Origin of the sequence: Kurthia zopfii (assembly GCF_003143955.1) — a bacterium.
Classification (GTDB): domain Bacteria; phylum Bacillota; class Bacilli; order Bacillales_A; family Planococcaceae; genus Kurthia; species Kurthia zopfii.
On the sequence record NZ_QFVS01000001.1, the window covers coordinates 166,550 to 186,319 of the forward strand.

A 19,770-nucleotide genomic window follows, 5' to 3' on the forward strand; every position below is an offset into this window, starting at 1 on the left:
AAATTATACATAACAATAAAATAACGTTCGCACTAAATGCTATGATGAATTCAATTGATATTTTATTGTACGTATCGAAGGGATGAAATGATATGAGTAATATTCTTACGAAATCAGTGGCTTTTCACACTTTAGGGTGTAAAGTTAATCATTACGAAACTGAGGCAATTTGGCAACTTTTTAAAGATGAAGGTTATGAACGAAAAGATTTTGATCATCAAGCAGATGTCTATGTCATTAATACTTGTACAGTAACGAATACAGGCGATAAAAAATCAAGACAAATTATACGTCGTGCTATTCGGCATAATCCAGATGCAGTCATTTGTGTTACGGGATGTTATGCGCAAACATCTCCTGCAGAAATTATGGGAATTCCAGGTGTTGATATAGTAGTAGGTACACAAGACCGCTCAAAAATGCTTGAATATATAGAACAGTTTCATGAAAAGCGTCAGCCAATCAATGCTGTTCGCAATATTATGAAAAAAAGAGTGTATGAAGAATTAGATGTGCCATATTTTACAGACCGCACACGTGCTTCATTGAAAATTCAAGAAGGCTGCAATAATTTCTGTACTTTTTGCATAATCCCGTGGGCAAGAGGGTTACTAAGATCACGTGATCCGCAAGAAGTTATTCGTCAAGCACAGCAATTGGTAGATGCGGGATATTTAGAAATTGTATTGACGGGCATTCATACAGGTGGATACGGTCAGGATTTAAAAGATTATAATTTAGCACAATTATTACGAGATTTAGAAAGCCAAGTAAAAGGATTACGAAGACTTCGAATTTCTTCAATTGAAGCGTCGCAACTTACGGATGAAGTTTTAGATGTATTAAAAAACTCAAATGTCATTGTGAATCATTTGCATATCCCGATACAAGCTGGTTCAGATACAGTATTGAAGCGTATGAGAAGAAAGTATACGATGGACTTTTTCGGAGAGAGATTAGACAAATTGACAGAAGTATTACCAGATTTAGCGATTACTTCAGATGTAATCGTTGGATTCCCAGGTGAGACTGAAGAAGAATTTATGGAGACATATGATTTTATTGCGAAGTATAAGTTTGCTGAACTTCATGTATTCCCATTCTCCAAACGCACTGGAACACCCGCTGCACGAATGGAAGATCAAGTGGATGAAGATGTGAAAAACGAGCGAGTACATAGACTTCTAACTTTAAACGATCAATTGGCAAAAGAATATGCTGCTCGATTTGAAGATCAACTGCTTGAAGTAATTCCTGAGCATGTGACTCCAGATGGGCTTTTAGTAGGGCATACTGCTAACTATTTGAAAGTAACTTTTGATGGTTCACCTGAATTAATTGGGAAATTAGTTCGCGTGAAAATATCTCAAGCGGTTTATCCTCAAACAGAGGCGGAGTTTGTACGTGTATTAGAAGAAATTGAATATGTATAACTGTTTGCAGAGTAGTCAAATTGGCTATTCTGCATTTTTATAACTTTAAATAACATTAAATGAGAGAAATTTATGTCATTGCGAACTTTTTCCATTTTTATTTTAGTGGTATAATGAGGGCTGCAATATCCATACGCAACAATGCATATTCAATTTTTTGTGAAAATTACATAAGTTGGTATAATGAGGGTAAAAGAGTATGGAGAACAGTTAGGAGGAGATTAGATTGATGGAAACTTTAAGTAATTTAGTTAATACTATGAACGACTATTTATATTCATATGTATTAATCGTCTTACTATTATTTACTGGGTTGTTCTTTACCTTTAAATCAAAGGGTGTTCAATTCAGACTATTTCCTGAAATGTTCCGCGTATTAACAGATAAAGCAACAATCAAAGGTGGGAAAAAAGGGGTTTCTTCTTTCCAAGCATTTACGATTTCTGCAGCATCTCGTATCGGTACAGGGAATATTGCAGGGGTGGCAACAGCGATCGCATTAGGTGGTCCTGGTGCAGTATTTTGGATGTGGGTAATGGCATTTATCGTTGCAGCATCTTCATTTGTAGAGAGTACTTTAGCACAACTTTACAAAATAAAAGACGGAAATAACTTCCGTGGTGGCCCAGCTTACTATATGGAAAAAGGGTTAAATAAACGTTGGATGGGTGTTATTTTCGCCATCGCCATTACGTTTTGTTACGGATTTGTTTTCAATGCAGTACAAACAAATACAATCGCAGCATCTATGCAGTCTAGCTTTGGCTTCGACAAATTTTGGGTTGGTATTTTTGTAGCAATTTTAACGGCATGCATTATTTTTGGTGGCGTACAACGTATTGTAAGTGTCACTCAATTTGTAGTACCAATTATGGCAGTAGCTTATATGGTGGTCGCGTTAATCGTCATCATTTTGAATATTTCTGAAGTTCCAGCTATGTTGAAACTGATTGTAACTGACGCTTTCTCATGGAAATCTGGAGCTGGTGGTGTAATTGGTGTAGCAATTATGCAAGGATTTAAGCGAGGACTTTTCTCAAACGAAGCAGGTCTTGGTTCAGCACCAAACGCAGCAGCAACAGCAAACGTTACGCATCCAGTAAAACAAGGTTTAATTCAAACTTTAGGTGTTTATGTAGATACGATTTTAGTATGTACAGCAACAGCAGTTATTGTTCTAATGAGCGATGTGTACAAACTACCTGGTGCTGGTGAAGATTCGCGTATCGATATTACGCAACAATCTTTAGTGAATCAACTAGGTGATTGGGTAGGTATTTTCTTAACGATTGCGATCTTCATGTTCGCATTTAGTTCTGTTATCGGAAATTACTATTATGGTGAGACGAACTTAGAATTCATTAAAGAATCTAAAACAATGATTTTTGTGTATCGTATTGCAGTAGTTCTATTCTTAGTATTCGGTGCAGTTGCGAAAGTTGCACTTGTATGGAACTTAGCAGATTTATTTATGGCAATTATGGCGTTTATCAACTTAATCGCAATACTCATGCTATATAAAATCGCCTTTAGATTACTCAAAAACTATACAGATCAACGTAAAAAAGGAAAAGATCCAGTCTTCAAATCAAAAGATATGCCTGATTTGAAAAATATTGAATGTTGGGAAGATGACAAATAAATCGATATTACTTTACCACTAAAACATTTAGTGTTAAAATACGTTTGAATCATAATTCTTAGGAGGTTTTTTATATGGGTCGCGTAGAAAATAAAGTAGCATTAGTAACAGGTGGAGCATCAGGTATTGGTTTAGCTTCAGCACAATTATTAGCACAAGAGGGTGCAAAAGTAGTAGTAGCAGATTTCAATCTTGAAGGTGCTGAGAAAGTTGCAGCAGATATCAAAGCACAAGGTTTTGAAGCTACTGCAGTATTCTTAAATGCTGGTGAAGAAGAATCAATTAAAGAGGCTGTTGAATTCACAGTTGCAACTTATGGCCAAATCAACGTTCTATATAATAACGTAGGAATCACAAACGTACGTAAAGATTTAGATGTCGTTAACATCGATTTAGACGAATGGGATAAAGTAATGGACGTAAACTTAAAATCAGTTCTTTTAGGCGCTCGTTTCGCTATTCCGCACATGCAAAAAGTTGGTGGCGGTTCAATCATTAACACTGCTTCAATGGCAGCATTTGCATCGGATTCAATCCGTTCAGCATACGGTGCTTCTAAAGCAGGCGTTGCTCATTTAACTAAATACATCGCAACTCAATATGGTAAAGATCATATCCGTTGTAACGCAATCGCTCCAGGATTAATCATGACTCCTGCAGCTAAAAACAACTTACCTCAAGCAATGCTTGATATCTTCACAAAATACAATGCACTACCATACAATGGTGAAGCAGAAGATATCGGTTACGCAGTAGTTTACCTTGCATCAGATGAATCTAAATTCATGACGGGTCAAACATTACAAATTGAAGGCGGTCATTATATGGCTAACCCAACGATTGCTGACTTAAATGCATTAGCAGGTAAATAATTTCTAAGAACGATCGACACTCCTTGTTTCATTACAAGGGGTGTTTTTGTGTAGGTGCAAAATTTGTTGAAAAGGCTTATACTAGAGAGAATACAAACTTCATAGAGGATGTGATTGATTGAGAAAATTGATTAGATCGATCATTATTATTGCTTTGATTATTCCGATTGTGATTGTAGTAATGCATGGTCAAGAAATATCAGGTTCACTAGACCGATTGACAACTACTAGCAATCAAGCACAGCAACAAGAAGACCGACCGACCACTCCAGTTGAAAAGCCAAAGCAGGAAGAACCCGTTAAAAAAGAGCCTAAACCAGAAAAAGTGGAGAAGCCTTCTAAACCAGAAGTTTCAAAACCTAAAGTAATCGTCATTGACCCTGGTCACCAACGATACGCTGATTTCCGCTTAGAAAAAGTAGGGAAAGGTTCAGATGAATGGAAACCTATGATGCAAGGCAGTACATATGGCATTGTAACAGGTCAAGCAGAGCATCAACTTACTTTAGATGTTGCGAATAAGTTGAAAAAACAACTTATTCAAAAAGGATACAAAGTTAAATTGACACGCACAGAAAATGTCATAGCGATGTCTACGAAACAACGAGCAGATTTTGCTCATAAAAATAAAGCAGATCTCTATATCCAACTCCATGCAGATGGCCGTTCGAACGCACAAGCTAATGGCATGTATATCGTCGTACCAAGCGAGGATAATAAATACACGAAGAAGATTCATAAAGAGAGTCGGGAACTTGCTAATACCGTCATCAACACTGCGAAAGATTCCAAACAGGATGTATATAAAAAAGGTATTGTGACAAGTGCCAATTTACCAGCGCTTAATTGGAGTAAGATGCCAACAGTTTTAATTGAACTGGGCTATTTGAATAATCCAAAAGACGATCGCAGATTAGCTACCTCTAAATATCAAAATAAATTAGTTGAAAATATCTCATCTGGTATAGAAAATTATATTAAAAAATAATTTTTAGTTCCTACAGTCGTTGTAGGAACTTTTTTCATAGGGAATAACTATGAATTTCCTGTCAGACATGCTATTCTAATAGAGAGGTACGTACAACTAAAAAAGGAGATAAACTATGACTACAAATATTGCATCATTAATCGATCACACTTTATTAAAACCAGAGGCTACAGCAGACCAAGTTGAGCAAATCTGCGCGGAAGCAAAGAAATATAATTTTGCTTCAGTATGTGTAAATCCTGCATTCGTAGAACTTGCAGCAAAAGAATTACAAGGTGCTGAATCAAAAGTTTGTACAGTAATTGGTTTCCCGCTTGGCGCATCAACAAGTGCTACAAAAGCTTTCGAAACAAAAGACGCAATCGAAAAAGGCGCAACAGAAATCGATATGGTTATGAATATCGGAGCAATGAAAGCTGGCCAATTCGATGTTGTGTTAAATGATATGAAAGCTGTACGTGAAGCAGCAGGTCAAACACTTGTAAAAGTTATTTTAGAAACATGTTTATTAACAGATTCAGAAAAAGAAAAAGCATGTGAATTAGCAGTTGAAGCGAAATTAGATTTCGTAAAAACATCTACTGGTTTCTCAACTGGTGGCGCAACTGTAGCGGACGTAGCCCTTATGAGACGCGTTGTTGGAGCAGGCTTAGGCGTGAAAGCATCAGGTGGCGTACGTAGTCTTGAAGATCTTGAAGCAATGGTTGCAGCAGGAGCAAATCGCATCGGCGCAAGCTCAGGTGTTAAGATCATGAATGGATTAACTTCAGATTCAGAATATTAATGTATTAGAACCCTTGACCGCAATACGTTTATAGGGTATAATTTCAAAGTAGACAACGATATGTTAGTCATATTTGTTGTGCTTGGACGTGTGTCGGAGGGAGGGAAAAAGAGATGTCAAAAACTGTCGTGAGAAAAAACGAATCGCTTGAAGATGCTCTTCGCCGCTTCAAACGTACTGTATCTAAAAGCGGTACAATTCAAGAGGTAAGAAAACGCGAATTCTATGAAAAACCTAGCGTAAAACGCAAAAAGAAATCAGAAGCTGCAAGAAAACGTAAGTTCTAGTTCCTAGACATTCCCTACGTTCTAAACACGCACTATCATGATTTATTTAAATTGCAAATGAACGGAAGCCTGAAAATCACTTGATTTTCAGGCTTTTTTAGGTTTTTCAGAAAATATATATCCTAAATCGATTGATGCTTTTCCAAAATCAAAACTATTTAGTATTTCTATTACGATCATCAGGCCCAAACAAACCGCTGACAATAGGTTTTTTTGAAACTCTGATTCACATACATACTCATCGAAAGAAATAAGGAGGACTTCAGCCGAAGCACTAGTGTGGGCATTTGTTTTTTCTAAAAGTTAAAATCTTAATACTCTCGCAAAAAAAAATCTCCCTCAAAAGGGAGAAATAAAACTAATCCATCGTTTGTTTTTTACCTAGCTCGATACCTTTTAAAATGTACCAAATGATAATGCCCATTACAATAACTGCAACGGAAGATGTGATCGGATTAGGCTGTGTGAATGTCTTGTTGATGAAACTTCTAAAAGCAGGCAAACGTGTAACTTCGAAAATTGCCGCGATCGTGGTAATCCAAATACCGACACCGATGACAAAAATCCAATTAAATTTCAAGAATAACGCCACCTTTTTACTTTAATAATTAATAAAGTTATTTTACCTCTTTTGAATCTCATTTGCCAAACAAACTTCATTGAAATTTAAAAATGTAATATTTGAAATAATTATACTCCCTAAATATTTGTATATTTTAGGTGGTTACAATATGCTAAATATACGCTTTAGATTGAGGTGAAAGTCATGCAATTATTATTATGGTTTATTCAATTTAGTTTAGTAGGAATTATTATGTTTTTTGTAACTGGAAGATTGATTGGTACAAGGCTGAGTATTTTTAAAAGGCTAATCGCTGTAGGATTGAGTGTCATCACTACGTCCGTCGTTTATTGGTTCACTTATATTCAGCATAATAAGACATTTTACACACCAGTGGAAAATGAATCGATTTTTGTCAGTATCTTTATTTGGGCAGCAAGTATATTACTAATCACGATGTTTTTCCATTTAGTTTTAGAGTTATTTGAACCGATTAGTATTTCAAATCAGAGAAATGCATCGAAACAGAATTTCTTTATGCGATTATTGATTCGTTGGAAATTACAAAGACGATTAGCATCCGTATTTAGAATTGCTTTTAAACATGGTGTTGGACGGGCATTTGGATTTTGGCGTTCAGCTGAAAACGATCGAAGCAATGCGCGGTCATTTCGATTAATGCTTGAAGAATGTGATGGTATTTTTATTAAATTTGGACAAATGCTATCGACTCGAACAGATATTTTACCAGAGTCATTCACGAATGAGCTATCTGTTTTACAAGAAAATATTAAACCAATCCCGAAAGAAATAATCGAAGAAAAATTGATTAAATCGTACGGTGAAAATTGGCGTAGTAAGTTTTCGGAATTTGATTTAACACCGATTGCTTCTGGTTCAATTGGACAAGTCCATCGCGCAACGCTTTTTGAACCACATCAAAAAGTTGTGGTGAAAATTTTACGTCCTGAGATTGGCGAATTATTAAACAAAGATTTAGATTTACTCATCAATTTTGCTGCATGGTTAACGGAAGAATCAGTTTGGGCAGAGAATTTAGGCTTTTTAGAACTTGCTCAAAACTTTGCGAATAATATGTTAGAAGAAATTAATTTCGAACTAGAAATGCGCAATATGGAACAAATTAGTAATTTGCTCAAAAAAGAAAAAAGTGATATTCAAATTCCAAAGGTTTTTTCAAATGTTAGTGACGAAACAATTATCGTTATGGAATATTTCGATGGTGTGAAAATTACAGAAGCCGAAGAAGTGTTAGAGCGATTTAATAAGTCAAAAGAAGATGCTTTGGCGGAATTATTTAGTAGTTTCTTAATTCAAGTCATGACGACCGGGATTTTCCATGGAGATCCGCATCCGGGGAATATTCATATTTTAAAAGAAACTGGACAAGTTGCTATGCTGGATTTTGGTTCTGTTGGGCGAATCGGCAAATCCGAGCAACAAGGATTAACATTACTTTTCCTAGGTTATCACCGAAATGATGCGAAAATAGTTGTCGAATCATTACGCTATTTAATAGAAGATGATTCGCATTTATTAGAATTATCCTTTGAACAATCAGTGAGTCAATTACTCGCTCAAATCTCGTATTTAGAACATATTTCGACAAGTGAGGTCGTACAATCGCTGTTTGATTTAATTCAAAAACATCATATGCGTTTATTCCCGATGGTTGGTGTGGCACTTAGAGCGCTCATCACACTTGAAGGTACAATTCAAAGTGTTTCAAGAGATTTTGATGCATTTAAACAAGCGAGTGAGTTTACGGCGAGTAAGAAAGTAATTACAAATCCAATTGAACAAGCAAAATCGCTGAAGAAAATAGCTGAAGAAGAAATTCTACTAGCATTACCAGTAATTCGAGCTTTACCTCAAAGATTGGATCAAATTACACGAAACTTTGAAAAAGGCGAAATGAAAATTAAGATGGATTTCACTTCTAATGATACGAATAAGGCTTTCCTTACAAAATGGTTATCGCAGTTTATGTTGTTACTAGTGGCGATTACATTTGGCGGTTTGTCGATCGGTATATTGGCTACTGCTCAATATATTCGCAGCAGTTATATTGCCTATTTAAACACAGCGGCCTATATTGGTTTATTCCTAAGTTTGATTATTTTAGTGCGACTTTCGATTCAAGTAATCAGAGAATATAAAAAAATTGCGAAATAATGAAACCATTTTCAATGTCGTACGTAAATTAAGCGTTATCATAGTGACTGAGTAGAAATCTGGGTGGTGATTTTAATGTTAGACAACGTAGTTGATTTTGTCACAAATCCTATTGTAGTATTAGTGTTACTTCCAATTATTAGTTTATTATTTATTACTTCCCTTTTTACAAAAGGCCTTGGAATTGGTGGTATACTAGGTTCTATACTATTAGTTTTATTTTTTGCGGCTCATTCAATTGAAGGATACTCTTCACCAGGTTTAATTTTTTTATTTTTGATTGGCGTTCTATTTATCTTTTTAGAATTAATCATACCTGGATTGATTATTGGCACGATTGGATTTGCGTCCATTTCGGCAAGTATCCTTTATACAGGAGCTGATTTTATGCTTACAGCTTATGCGTTGGCAATTGCATTAGTTGTAGCGATTTTAGGGATGGTGATTTTGATGAAGCTTTTTGGAAAGAAAATGTCTGTGTTCAATCGAATGGTCCTAACGGATTCTACAGATACAGAAAAAGGCTATGTGTCTAACGTTAATCGCACCGAATTATTACAGAGAGAAGCGAAGACCGTCACGCCTTTACGTCCATCTGGTGTAGTCATGTTAGATGGCGAGCGTTTAGATGTAGTTTCAGAAGGTAGCTTTATTGATGTTGATTGTCTAGTAGTCATCATCAAGGTAGAAGGCTCACGAGTAGTAGTACGTGAGAAAAAAGAATAGTAGGGGGCATTTATAATGGAAGCAGTAGCTTTAACTGGTGGCATGATTTCAGCAATCATCGCGATCGTAATTGCAATAATTTTATTAGCAATTTTATTCACGTTTGTTCCAGTAGCACTATGGATTTCAGCGTTAGCAGCTGGCGTAAAAGTAAGTATTTTAACGTTGATAGGTATGCGTTTAAGACGTGTTACACCATCTCGTATCGTAAACCCATTAATTAAAGCGCATAAAGCGGGGATTGATGTAACAATTAACCAACTTGAGAGTCACTATTTAGCAGGGGGTAACGTTGACCGCGTAGTAAACGCGTTAATCGCAGCTCACCGTGCCAATATCGAATTAACTTTTGAGCGTTGTGCAGCGATCGATTTAGCAGGTCGTGACGTTTTAGAAGCAGTTCAAATGTCAGTAAACCCTAAAGTAATTGAAACACCATTTATCGCAGGTGTGGCAATGAACGGGATTGAAGTAAAAGCAAAAGCACGTATTACAGTTCGTGCAAACATCGACCGTCTAGTAGGTGGTGCTGGTGAAGAAACAATCATCGCCCGTGTTGGTGAAGGTATTGTATCTACAATCGGTAGTGCTAAAGGACATACAGAAGTTCTTGAAAACCCAGATATGATTTCTCAAACAGTTCTTGCAAAAGGACTTGATTCAGGTACAGCATTCGAAATTCTATCAATTGATATCGCGGACGTAGATGTCGGCAAAAACATTGGTGCGGAATTACAAATGGAACAAGCTGAAGCAGATAAAAATATCGCTCAAGCAAAAGCCGAAGAACGTCGTGCAATGGCTGTTGCCAACGAACAAGAAATGGTTGCCCGTGTACAAGAGATGAAAGCGAAAGTTGTAGAAGCAGAGGCAGAAGTTCCTCTAGCTCTTGCTGAAGCATTCAAATCAGGTAACCTTGGTGTTATGGATTACATGAACTACCAAAACGTTCAAGCGGATACTAGCATGCGTAATTCAATTAGTAAAATGGATGATTCGCATTCAAAAGGTGACGAATAATCATTGAGAGGAGATTGACAAATGGAAGGCTTAATCATTTTTATTGTCATCTCAGTTATTAGTTTTGTGTTGAACAAAGCTAAAGGTGGCGATGAGGAAACGCAGCAAAAGCGTAAACAAATGCCACCAATGAGCAATAATACTCCTCAAAATCGTAGAGTAGAGCAAAGTAAACCGCGTACTCTAGAAGATTTTGCGAAAAAAATTACGAGTGAGATTGAGAAGAAATTCGAAGAACCTACGAATCAGCGTAAGATTAAAGAAGTGAAAATGAAATCTCAAACGAAAATTCAAGAGTATTACGCAAATAAACAAGGTACTGAATCGACACAAGGACAAAGTGCCGGGCGTGCTAACAGTTCCATCTTAGAGAGATCTAAGCAACTTCAAGAGAAGAGGGATCAAAAACTTCATCCGCAGAAATCAGCGAGAAGTGCCATTGTTCCGAACACTCAAAAAGGAATTGCACAAGCGATCATTATGTCTGAAATCCTTTCTCCACCTGTTTCGAAGCGTAAATAACACTCGTAGGAGGATTTTTCCTCCTGCGAGTTTTTTATTTTTTTGAAAAATACATAGGCCACTTTTGACTTTCAGAAATACCGAATGCTTCACGCTTTTCATCTGCTTTTTACAATGCATTCATAAATGAATTTGGCTATTAGCGAATTGAATGATGTAGAGTCGAAATATAAAAGTTTAACAATTTAGGGAGTATTAATTGGCATTAATTAGGGGTATATAGAGTGTAAAGGGAGGTTTTAGCTTTTCATGTTGTGTATGGAGTGATAAGCTAGAAATGGTAAGGATATCCCTTGCTTTTATGATTAGTGAGTAGTAATGAGAGAGAAAAAACTTGCACTACTAAGGAGATAAAAAATGACAGAACAACAACCTATTCAGTTAACTTTAAAAGATCCGAATGAAGCGGTATTACTTCTAGGAGTTTCAGATAGTAATTTGAAATTGATTGAAGAAACTTTCGATATTCAAATCATTACTAGAGGAGATGCTATCGTCATTGTCGGTAGTGAAGATCAAAAGGCTGAAGCGGCTGCGCTGATTGAACAGTTATTGAAAGTAATCCGAAAAGATATTAATATTAATCAAAGAGATGTAGTTTCTGCAATCGAGATGTCGAAAGCAGGTACGATTGAATATTTTTCAGAGTTATATGATGAAGTGATTGCGCGCAATACAAAAGGCAAAATTATTCGAGCAAAAACAATTGGTCAGCGTAATTACATTAAAGCAATTAAAAATAAGGACTTAGTTTTCGGAATTGGTCCAGCTGGTACGGGTAAAACATATCTAGCAGTTGTAATGGCTGTTACTGCTTTGAAAAATAATGCAGTTAAGCGTATTGTCCTAACTCGACCAGCAGTAGAAGCGGGTGAGAGTCTAGGATTCCTACCGGGTGATTTAAAAGAGAAGGTAGATCCTTACTTAAGACCTCTGTATGACGCCCTGCATGATGTATTAGGGCTTGAACAGACGACGCGTATGATTGAGCGAGGAACGATTGAAATCGCTCCACTAGCGTATATGAGAGGTCGTACACTGGATGATGCATTCGTGATTTTAGATGAAGCTCAAAATACGACGAAAGCGCAAATGAAAATGTTCTTAACGCGCTTAGGTTTTGGCTCGAAAATGATCATTACAGGTGATAAGACGCAAATCGATTTACCGAAAGGTGTCGGCTCTGGTCTCACACATGCAGAATATATTTTAAGAGGTGTGAAAGACGTATCCATTCAAATACTCGAAGCGGGCGACATTGTACGCCATCCGTTAGTTGCGAAAATAATTACTGCCTACGACTCTGAACAACAAGATTAATGGTTTGTGAATTAAATTCGAGAACTTTCAAAAAGGTTCTCGAATTTTTACTATGTTCAATTATTACATAAAGAGAGGTGAGTAAAGTGTCGACCTTGATTACAAAATTAAATAAGATCCTACGCTTTCCCCTTCTTCTAACAATTGTTTTATTAATTACTGGCGTTTTGCAATATATGTTAATGGCGAAAGATGTTCAAGGACAGCATTATGACTTGAAATTATTCCAAGTGTCCCCAGAAACAATTCGTTCGGTAAAAACAATAGAAGATATTGAGAAAACGAAGAAAGAAAGAGAAGCGGCCGCGAATGAAGTGGAGCCAGTCTATTCTTATTCTGAAGAGAAAGGGAAAAATCAGGTTTCAACTGTTAACACATTCTTTGATGATCTATTTGAAAGTAAGCAAAATCTTTCAGATGTGAAGAAAAAAGAAAAGAATAAAGCAATGAATAAAGAAATTGATGCGATCGTAAAAGATTTAGATAGTTTAGCAGTGGATGTTCCAAGGATAGATGTGAATAAAGCGGATCTGCGCATTCTATTAAATCAAGATACAGCTGAATTAAAAATGATGCAGGATGAGATTACGAAAGCGATTACTGATCAAATGTCAGTACCGATTCGCGATGATCGCTTAGTTGAAGCGAAGGCAAGTATCGAAAGATCGATTCGATATAGTTCAGTATTTCCAGAATCAGTAAAGGGTATTGGTATTCGAATCGCACGTTCTGCCCTCGTTGTGAATGAGACAAAAGATATTAAAGCAACGAAGGAAAGAATGGAGTTAGCGAGTGCTAATATTGATCCTACGCGTATTTTACAAGGTCAAATAATCGTCCAAGAAGGGCAAGTAATTGATCGTGAAATATATAGACAGCTAGAAATGACTGGTTTATTAAGCGATAAAGTATCGAATAAACCAATGATCGGTTTAGCGATTCTCATTTTATTACAAATGATCTTTTTCTATGCGATTTTCACATCAAATAAAGAAAAATCTAATTTCTCGAAAACGAGAGATCTTTTTATTACTGTATTAGTTTATATACTTGCGCTCGTATTAATGGAGTTATTAAATTTAATTGATGGAGAATTTGATGTCATCATAGGATTCTTATTCCCAGCAGCGATTGTACCTCTATTACTACGGATATTAGTTAGTGAGCGTTTGGCGATTCTAGCGACGGTTATGCTGGGGCTATCAGCAGGAATTATATTCCAAGAAGGTTATTCGACTGTCATGCAGATGGAAGTAGCGCTATATATGATTATTAGTGGTGTTAGTTGTTTAATTTTCACGAGAAGAATTGAAAATCGCTCGAAAATTTTACAAACGAGTTTCCAAGTAGCAGGAATCAATATTTTATTCATCGCTTTCTACTTATTATTAACGCAATCGAATTATACGTGGAATGAATTATTATTCTATTTAATAGCAGCGATTGTTTCAGCTGTTGTATCAGGTGCATTGACGATTGGTTTATTACCATTTATTGAATCGGCATTTGGCATTATTTCAAGCTTCCGATTAATCGAATTATCGAATCCGAATCACCCATTACTGAAAAAAATATTAATGGAAGCGCCTGGTACTTATCATCATAGTATTATGGTGGCGAATTTAGCAGAAGCAGCATGTGAAGCAGTTGGAGCGAATGGTTTATTAGCGAGAGTGGGTTGTTATTATCATGATGTTGGTAAGACGAAGCGACCTGGATTCTTTGTTGAGAACCAAATGAACGGCTTTAATCCACATGATCAGTTGCCACCGACGTCTTCTAGCGATATAATTATTGCCCATGTGGAAGATGGTGTGAAGATTCTAGAACAGTATAAAATGCCGAGAGAAATTATTGACGTAGCTGCACAGCATCATGGAACTACTTTAGTGAAATTCTTCTATTTCAAAGCGAAGGAATTAGATCCAGATGTCAATGAAGCGAACTTTAGATATTCTGGACCAAAACCTCAAACGAAGGAAAATGCTATAATTTGTGTAGCAGATAGTGTTGAGGCAGCAGTTCGTTCTATGAAAGAGCCAACAGCCGAGAAGATTAGAAATCTCGTTCATGCCATTGCACAAGATAAATTAATGGATGGACAATTTGACGAATGTGACCTGTCGATTAAAGAATTGAAGACGATTGAGAAAATTTTCTGCGATACATTGAACGGCACATTCCACTCGAGAATTGAATATCCAAAGGAAGAAAAAGCTTAGGAGGCTTTCATATGATTTTAGACATTGATTTTTTAGACGAAACAGACAAAGTAAAAGACAGCGATATTGAATTAGTGGAGAAATTACTTCAACATGCTGCAAAAGTAGAAAAAATTGAAGAAGGTACAGAGCTATCAATTACTTTTGTGACAAATGAAGCCATTCATGAAATTAATAAAGAATACCGTCAAAAAGATGCGCCAACTGATGTAATTTCTTTTGCATTAGAGGAGCTAGGTGAAGGCGAAACAGCAATCATAGCAGAAGGTATGCCTAGAATTTTAGGCGATGTCATCATTTCGATTGACCGTACAAGAGAACAAGCGGAGGAGTTTGGCCATTCATTTGAACGTGAATTAGGCTTCCTAGCAATTCATGGCTTCCTTCATGTTCTTGGTTATGACCATATGAATGAAGAAGATGAGAAAGTAATGTTTGGTAAACAAGATGAGATTTTAGAATCATTTGGTTTATCAAGAGATTCGAATGAACGTCACTAAATTTATTCGATCCTTCAAGTACGCACTTGAAGGAATTCTTTCCGCTATGAAGGAGCAGAATTTCAAATTTCACCTACTAGCTGTCGTAATTGTAATTATTGCAGCTGTATGGACGGGCATTAGTATGGTAGAATGGCTTGTAGTTATTTTGATCATGACACTTGTTTTATCATTAGAAATGATGAATTCGGCAATCGAGAGAGTAGTAGATTTAGTAACGACTGAAATTCACCCATTAGCAAAGTTAGCGAAGGATTTAGCAGCAGGCGCAGTGTTAATCGCTGCAATTGCAAGCGTGATTATTGGCTGTATTATCTTTTTGCCTAAATGGTTTTAATTTATTGGAATGGAGAGATCAACATGGATCATAAACAATTATTAGAGGAATCTAAAAAAGGACGCGAAAATGCATACGTTCCTTATTCAAAATTCCCAGTTGGCGCAGCTTTACTGTCAACGGACGGAGAAGTGTTCCATGGTTGTAATATTGAAAACTCAGGATACAGCTTGACAAACTGTGCTGAACGTACAGCGATTTTCAAAGCAGTTTCGAAAGGTATTCGTAGTTTTGAAGCTTTAGCAGTTGTTGCAGATACAGAAGGACCTGTAGCACCATGTGGAGCTTGTCGACAAGTTATTTCAGAGTTTTGCGCACCGGATATGCCGGTTTATTTAACAAATTTAAAAGGCGATGTTCAAAAAACGACGGTAGCAGAATTGTTACCAGGAGCCTTTACCCCGGAGGATGTATTGAATGCAACAAAATAATCAATTTAAATCAGGTTTCGTTTCTATTGTAGGACGACCAAATGTAGGTAAATCAACTTTCTTAAACCATGTAATTGGACAGAAAATCGCAATTATGAGTGATAAGCCACAAACAACTCGTAATAAAGTACAAGGTGTATTAACGGAAGATCAATCACAAATTATTTTCATCGACACACCAGGAATTCACAAACCTAAGCATAAATTAGGCGAATTCATGTTAAAAGTATCGAAAAATGCACTTCGTGAAGTAGAAGTAATTATGTTCATGATCAATGCGCAACAAAAGCTAGGACCTGGCGATGAGTACGTGATGGAGATGCTAAAAGGTACGAACACACCAGTATTTTTAGTAATCAATAAAATCGACATGATTCACCCAGATGAATTAATGAAGAAAATTGAAGAATACCGTAACGAATTTGATTTCGCAGAAGTTGTTCCGATTTCAGCTTTAGAAGGAAATAATATCGATACGCTATTAACAACAATCAAAAAATATTTACCAGAAGGACCTCAATACTATCCTGCTGACCAAGTAACTGATCACCCAGAACGATTCATTATTTCTGAAATGATCCGTGAAAAAGTTTTACACTTAACTCGTGATGAAGTACCTCACTCAATCGCAGTTGAAATTGAGAAAATTGCACGCGATGAAAATGATAAAGTTCGTGTAACAGCGAGTATTATCGTTGAACGTGATTCACAAAAAGGGATCATCATCGGTAAACGTGGATCAATGTTAAAAGACATTGGTATTCGTGCGCGTAAAGATATCGAAAATCTTTTAGGTTCAAAAGTATATTTAGAACTTTGGGTTAAAGTTCAAAAAGATTGGCGTGACCGTGCTTCACAATTGAAAGATTACGGTTACCGTGACGACGAATACTAAGAGGGAAGTGAGAGGCATTGCTAAGTAAATTAGAAGGCATTGTCTTAAAAAATAGAGCGTATGGCGAAACGAATAAAGTGGTCATTCTCATGACGGAGGAAGCGGGCAAGATTGCAACGATGGCTAGAGGCGCTAAAAAGCCTTCTAGTCGCCTTGCAGGTGTTACGCAACTATTTACTCATGGTAACTTTCTAGTTGCTAAAGGCAAGGGAATGGGGACTTTACAGCAAGGTGAGGCCATTTCATCTATGAGACATATTCAACAAGATATCATTGCGACTGCTTATGCAAGTTATGTTATTGAAATCGTGGATCGATTAGTTGAAAATGACAAACCAGAGCCAGGTGTTTTCCATTTGCTTAGACAGGCACTACAAGCGATTGAGGACGGTTATGATCCAGAGGCCATTTCACTTTTTGTTGAGTGGAAAATGTTGCCGTTCACTGGTGTACAGCCAACTTTATCGCATTGTGCTTGTTGTAGTGCTGTTGAAGGTGAATTTGCTTTTTCATTTTCACAAGGTGGTTTTTTATGCCACAGATGTTTTTATCAAGATCCATACATAATTAGATTGACACCTACCCAGTTAAAACTAATTCGTATGTTTTATACAACGCCAATTGATCAAATTGGGAATTTGACATTGAAAAAAGAGACGAAACGTTTTATTAAGAATATTGTTAGTACGATTTATGAAGAGCAATCTGGTATGCGTTTTAAGTCGAAAAATTTCATTACACAATTGGAGCGAACACCGTTGTTATTTGGTGACAAAGCGGAAGAAAAAGAAGAGTAAGTAATCAGTAGGTATTCATGTATTTTGTGAATGCCTATTTTTTTGGCCTTGAAAATGATATCATAGTTATAAAATACTATAAAAGAGGGTTTATTATGAAAATAATTATTACTTTACTCATGTCGTTTTGTTTATTTATATTTACAGTTCCTGAAAAAGTAAGTGCAGAAGGATTAGATCGTCCAGTGCCGACTCAAGAAGAAATTATAGATTATGTTCAAAATAAATCATTTGCGATTTCGAAAAAACAACCATATGATGTGAAACCAACTTTCGAAAACGTAGGGAAATCTTCGAGTAAAGATGCTATGAACATGATGAATTTAATTCGTCTTCTTAGTGGTATAAATTCTGTAAATGAAGACGAAAACTATTCTGAACTTGCACAATCAGCAGCATACATAATGAATCGAGGAAAGCAGTTTTCACATTACTTATCATTACCTGCTGGCATGAAAGAAGATGATTTGAGATTCCAAAAAGGGGAACATGGAGCGAGAAGTAGTAACCTTGGTAGTGGATATATGAATATTTCTGAATCGCTTATTTATGGATATATGTTCGATGATGATGATAGTAATATTGATGCAGTAGGACATAGAAAATGGTTGCTCGATCCTTCTTTGAAAAATATAGGTGTAGGAATCGTAAATGGTTACACTGCAACGTATGTCTTTGATAATATTAAAAGGATCAATAGGGATTTGCCGAATGTATTTGAATGGAGTGCAGCTCAAATAAATGAAAATAAGCAAAAGAAGATTGATCCGGAAATAAAAATTGCTTGGCCACCGGAACAAATCCCTATTCAATTTGTACAAAGTAGATTACCGTTTTCATTATCTTTAGGTGAAGCATTTGAAATCGATGAACCGATCATTCATATGACAAACATTTCAACAGGGCAGAAAATTGTAATTGATTCTAAAAAATTAACTAAAGGTCAGCATTATAGTGTTAGTGGTGATGAAATGGGGAGTTTGGAAGCTATAGTTTGGAGACCAAACACCGATAAAGTTGATTATCATAGTGGAGATCAATGGAAAATTAGAGTGGAAGGTTTGAAGAAAAATGGGCAAGATACATTTGTTGAATATGTTGTAAATCTATTTGATCTTCAAACGAAGTTGCCAGAATTAGAGCTTGAGAAGGGGTTAACTGTTTATAAAAATCAGGAGTTTTCAATTAAAAGCAAAAGGAAATATGATTATTCAATGGAATTTTTTTATTGGGAGCCGAGCTATAATGATTATGTATTTACAGGGAAAAATAAAAGTAATGTAAATAAAATTTACTCGAATTTGTATGAAATCAATAAAGTGGGGTTGTATGAAGTAGAGTTGGTTGACTATCCTTCAATAAAAACAGTAGTTAAAGTAATTAATAATCCAAAATTAGTTCGAGAAATTATTGCCCCTAAGAAGATTTCTATTAAAAAAGGGAAAACTGTTAAATTAAAAACTAAAGTATTACCAACTACTGCGGTAAATAAAAAACTTAAATATAGCTCTGCCAACAAGAAAATCGCGACAGTTTCTAAAGCAGGTTCTATAAAAGGAATTTCAAAAGGTAAAGCGATAATTTGGGTTCAATCTGCAAATAAAATTAAGAAAAAAATTCATGTAACCGTTAAATAAATTAGAAGAGGAAGAATGCAACCAATCGCTGCATTCTTCCTCTTGTTTTATTCATATAAAAATTCTTTGCCATCTAAATCATTCATTTCATGATACATAGATGTTTCCCAAAATAGAATATTCATTAATGGATTCTGAACGTATGGTAATTGATCATAATCAAATGTAATATTTTGCGAGTTTAATATTTGTTCATTCATATTGTGTAATTGCTTAGGTGTAAATTTATGTTCGGCAACATAAGAAAACATTTTTGAGAATTCAATATTCAAAATATCAGGTTGAATAGGTGAGACATTGGCACTTACTACTTTTAATGGGATATCGAATTGACCATTATTGACGATGAATAAATCGTCAAGTGCTTGGCCATCTGTAAGGTCAGCATCAAATTTAATAGAAAGTGTACCGTATGAAAAGATTCTATGAAGTTTTGCTTTCAAGATTTCACTTCCTTTAACTATACATGTTTATATAACTATTATAGTCTAGTTTGCTGGGGAACGATAGGGAGAAGTGTATGTAAAATAATTCGAAAAAAAGTAAGATATTTAATGTGGAATGAATGGGGAATTGATTTGGTATAAGCGAAAATCATC

At 35.9% G+C, this 19,770-nt stretch carries 20 protein-coding genes; 18 read left to right on the plus strand and 2 right to left on the minus strand.

Annotation, left to right across the window (positions count from 1 at the left end):
- Positions 1–92: 92 nt before the first annotated feature.
- The 6 genes from mtaB to rpsU all read left to right on the plus strand — a co-directional run bounded on the left by mtaB (position 93) and on the right by rpsU (position 6,006).
- Positions 93–1,433, plus strand: coding sequence for a tRNA (N(6)-L-threonylcarbamoyladenosine(37)-C(2))-methylthiotransferase MtaB (gene mtaB / locus DF281_RS00820; protein WP_109348358.1), 1,341 nt, complete (start codon positions 93–95; stop codon positions 1,431–1,433).
- Positions 1,434–1,662: 229 nt separating this feature from the next.
- The gene (locus DF281_RS00825) at positions 1,663–3,075 is read left to right on the plus strand and encodes an alanine/glycine:cation symporter family protein (RefSeq protein ID WP_109348359.1); all 1,413 of its coding nucleotides are present in this window, start codon (positions 1,663–1,665) and stop codon (positions 3,073–3,075) included.
- 74 nt (positions 3,076–3,149) lie between these two features.
- On the plus strand, positions 3,150–3,947 hold the full coding sequence (locus DF281_RS00830) for an SDR family NAD(P)-dependent oxidoreductase (protein WP_109348360.1): 798 nt from the start codon (positions 3,150–3,152) through the stop codon (positions 3,945–3,947).
- 118 nt (positions 3,948–4,065) lie between these two features.
- Positions 4,066–4,935, plus strand: a complete 870-nt coding sequence (locus tag DF281_RS00835; protein WP_109348361.1) for an N-acetylmuramoyl-L-alanine amidase family protein — start codon at positions 4,066–4,068, stop codon at positions 4,933–4,935.
- 115 nt (positions 4,936–5,050) lie between these two features.
- Positions 5,051–5,719, plus strand: a complete 669-nt coding sequence (deoC, locus tag DF281_RS00840) for a deoxyribose-phosphate aldolase (protein WP_109348362.1) — start codon at positions 5,051–5,053, stop codon at positions 5,717–5,719.
- A 113-nt stretch (positions 5,720–5,832) separates the two neighbouring features.
- The gene (gene rpsU, locus DF281_RS00845; RefSeq protein ID WP_016426884.1) at positions 5,833–6,006 is read left to right on the plus strand and encodes a 30S ribosomal protein S21; all 174 of its coding nucleotides are present in this window, start codon (positions 5,833–5,835) and stop codon (positions 6,004–6,006) included.
- A 358-nt stretch (positions 6,007–6,364) separates the two neighbouring features.
- On the opposite strand, the gene DF281_RS00850 is transcribed toward rpsU, so the two are convergent.
- A complete protein-coding gene (locus tag DF281_RS00850) occupies positions 6,365–6,586 on the minus strand; it encodes a hypothetical protein (RefSeq protein WP_109348363.1) in 222 nt (73 codons plus the stop codon).
- Positions 6,587–6,772: 186 nt separating this feature from the next.
- Between DF281_RS00850 and DF281_RS00855 the strand changes: the two genes are divergently transcribed.
- The 12 genes from DF281_RS00855 to DF281_RS00910 all read left to right on the plus strand — a co-directional run bounded on the left by DF281_RS00855 (position 6,773) and on the right by DF281_RS00910 (position 19,171).
- A complete protein-coding gene (locus DF281_RS00855; protein WP_109348364.1) occupies positions 6,773–8,764 on the plus strand; it encodes an ABC1 kinase family protein in 1,992 nt (663 codons plus the stop codon).
- 75 nt (positions 8,765–8,839) lie between these two features.
- Complete coding sequence (locus DF281_RS00860; protein WP_109348365.1) at positions 8,840–9,490, plus strand: NfeD family protein; 651 nt, start codon at positions 8,840–8,842, stop codon at positions 9,488–9,490.
- Positions 9,491–9,505: 15 nt separating this feature from the next.
- Complete coding sequence (floA, locus tag DF281_RS00865; protein ID WP_109348366.1) at positions 9,506–10,510, plus strand: flotillin-like protein FloA; 1,005 nt, start codon at positions 9,506–9,508, stop codon at positions 10,508–10,510.
- A gap of 21 nt (positions 10,511–10,531) precedes the next feature.
- Entirely contained in the window at positions 10,532–11,032 is a 501-nt protein-coding gene (locus DF281_RS00870) for a hypothetical protein (RefSeq protein WP_109348367.1), read from the plus strand.
- 357 nt (positions 11,033–11,389) lie between these two features.
- Positions 11,390–12,352: a PhoH family protein gene (locus tag DF281_RS00875; RefSeq protein WP_109348368.1), complete on the plus strand. Its 963-nt coding sequence runs from the start codon at positions 11,390–11,392 to the stop codon at positions 12,350–12,352.
- Between the two features lie 86 nt (positions 12,353–12,438).
- Positions 12,439–14,574 carry an HD family phosphohydrolase gene (locus DF281_RS00880; RefSeq protein WP_232025874.1) on the plus strand — a complete coding sequence of 712 codons (2,136 nt, stop codon included), beginning with the start codon at positions 12,439–12,441 and terminating at the stop codon, positions 14,572–14,574.
- Positions 14,575–14,585: 11 nt separating this feature from the next.
- Complete coding sequence (gene ybeY, locus DF281_RS00885) at positions 14,586–15,074, plus strand: rRNA maturation RNase YbeY (RefSeq protein WP_166636042.1); 489 nt, start codon at positions 14,586–14,588, stop codon at positions 15,072–15,074.
- Complete coding sequence (locus DF281_RS00890; protein ID WP_109348369.1) at positions 15,061–15,411, plus strand: diacylglycerol kinase family protein; 351 nt, start codon at positions 15,061–15,063, stop codon at positions 15,409–15,411. The genes ybeY and DF281_RS00890 overlap by 14 nt, the downstream gene beginning before the upstream one ends.
- Before the next feature lie 23 nt (positions 15,412–15,434).
- Entirely contained in the window at positions 15,435–15,842 is a 408-nt protein-coding gene (locus tag DF281_RS00895) for a cytidine deaminase (protein WP_109348370.1), read from the plus strand.
- Complete coding sequence (era, locus tag DF281_RS00900) at positions 15,829–16,737, plus strand: GTPase Era (protein WP_109348371.1); 909 nt, start codon at positions 15,829–15,831, stop codon at positions 16,735–16,737. Before DF281_RS00895 ends, era begins: the two co-directional genes overlap by 14 nt.
- Before the next feature lie 17 nt (positions 16,738–16,754).
- Positions 16,755–17,534, plus strand: a complete 780-nt coding sequence (gene recO / locus DF281_RS00905) for a DNA repair protein RecO (RefSeq protein WP_109348372.1) — start codon at positions 16,755–16,757, stop codon at positions 17,532–17,534.
- 95 nt (positions 17,535–17,629) lie between these two features.
- Entirely contained in the window at positions 17,630–19,171 is a 1,542-nt protein-coding gene (locus tag DF281_RS00910; protein ID WP_166636043.1) for an Ig-like domain-containing protein, read from the plus strand.
- Between the two features lie 47 nt (positions 19,172–19,218).
- Here DF281_RS00910 and DF281_RS00915 read toward each other — a convergent pair whose 3' ends face one another.
- The gene (locus tag DF281_RS00915) at positions 19,219–19,614 is read right to left on the minus strand and encodes a hypothetical protein (protein ID WP_109348374.1); all 396 of its coding nucleotides are present in this window, start codon (positions 19,612–19,614) and stop codon (positions 19,219–19,221) included.
- Between the last annotated feature and the right edge of the window lie 156 nt (positions 19,615–19,770).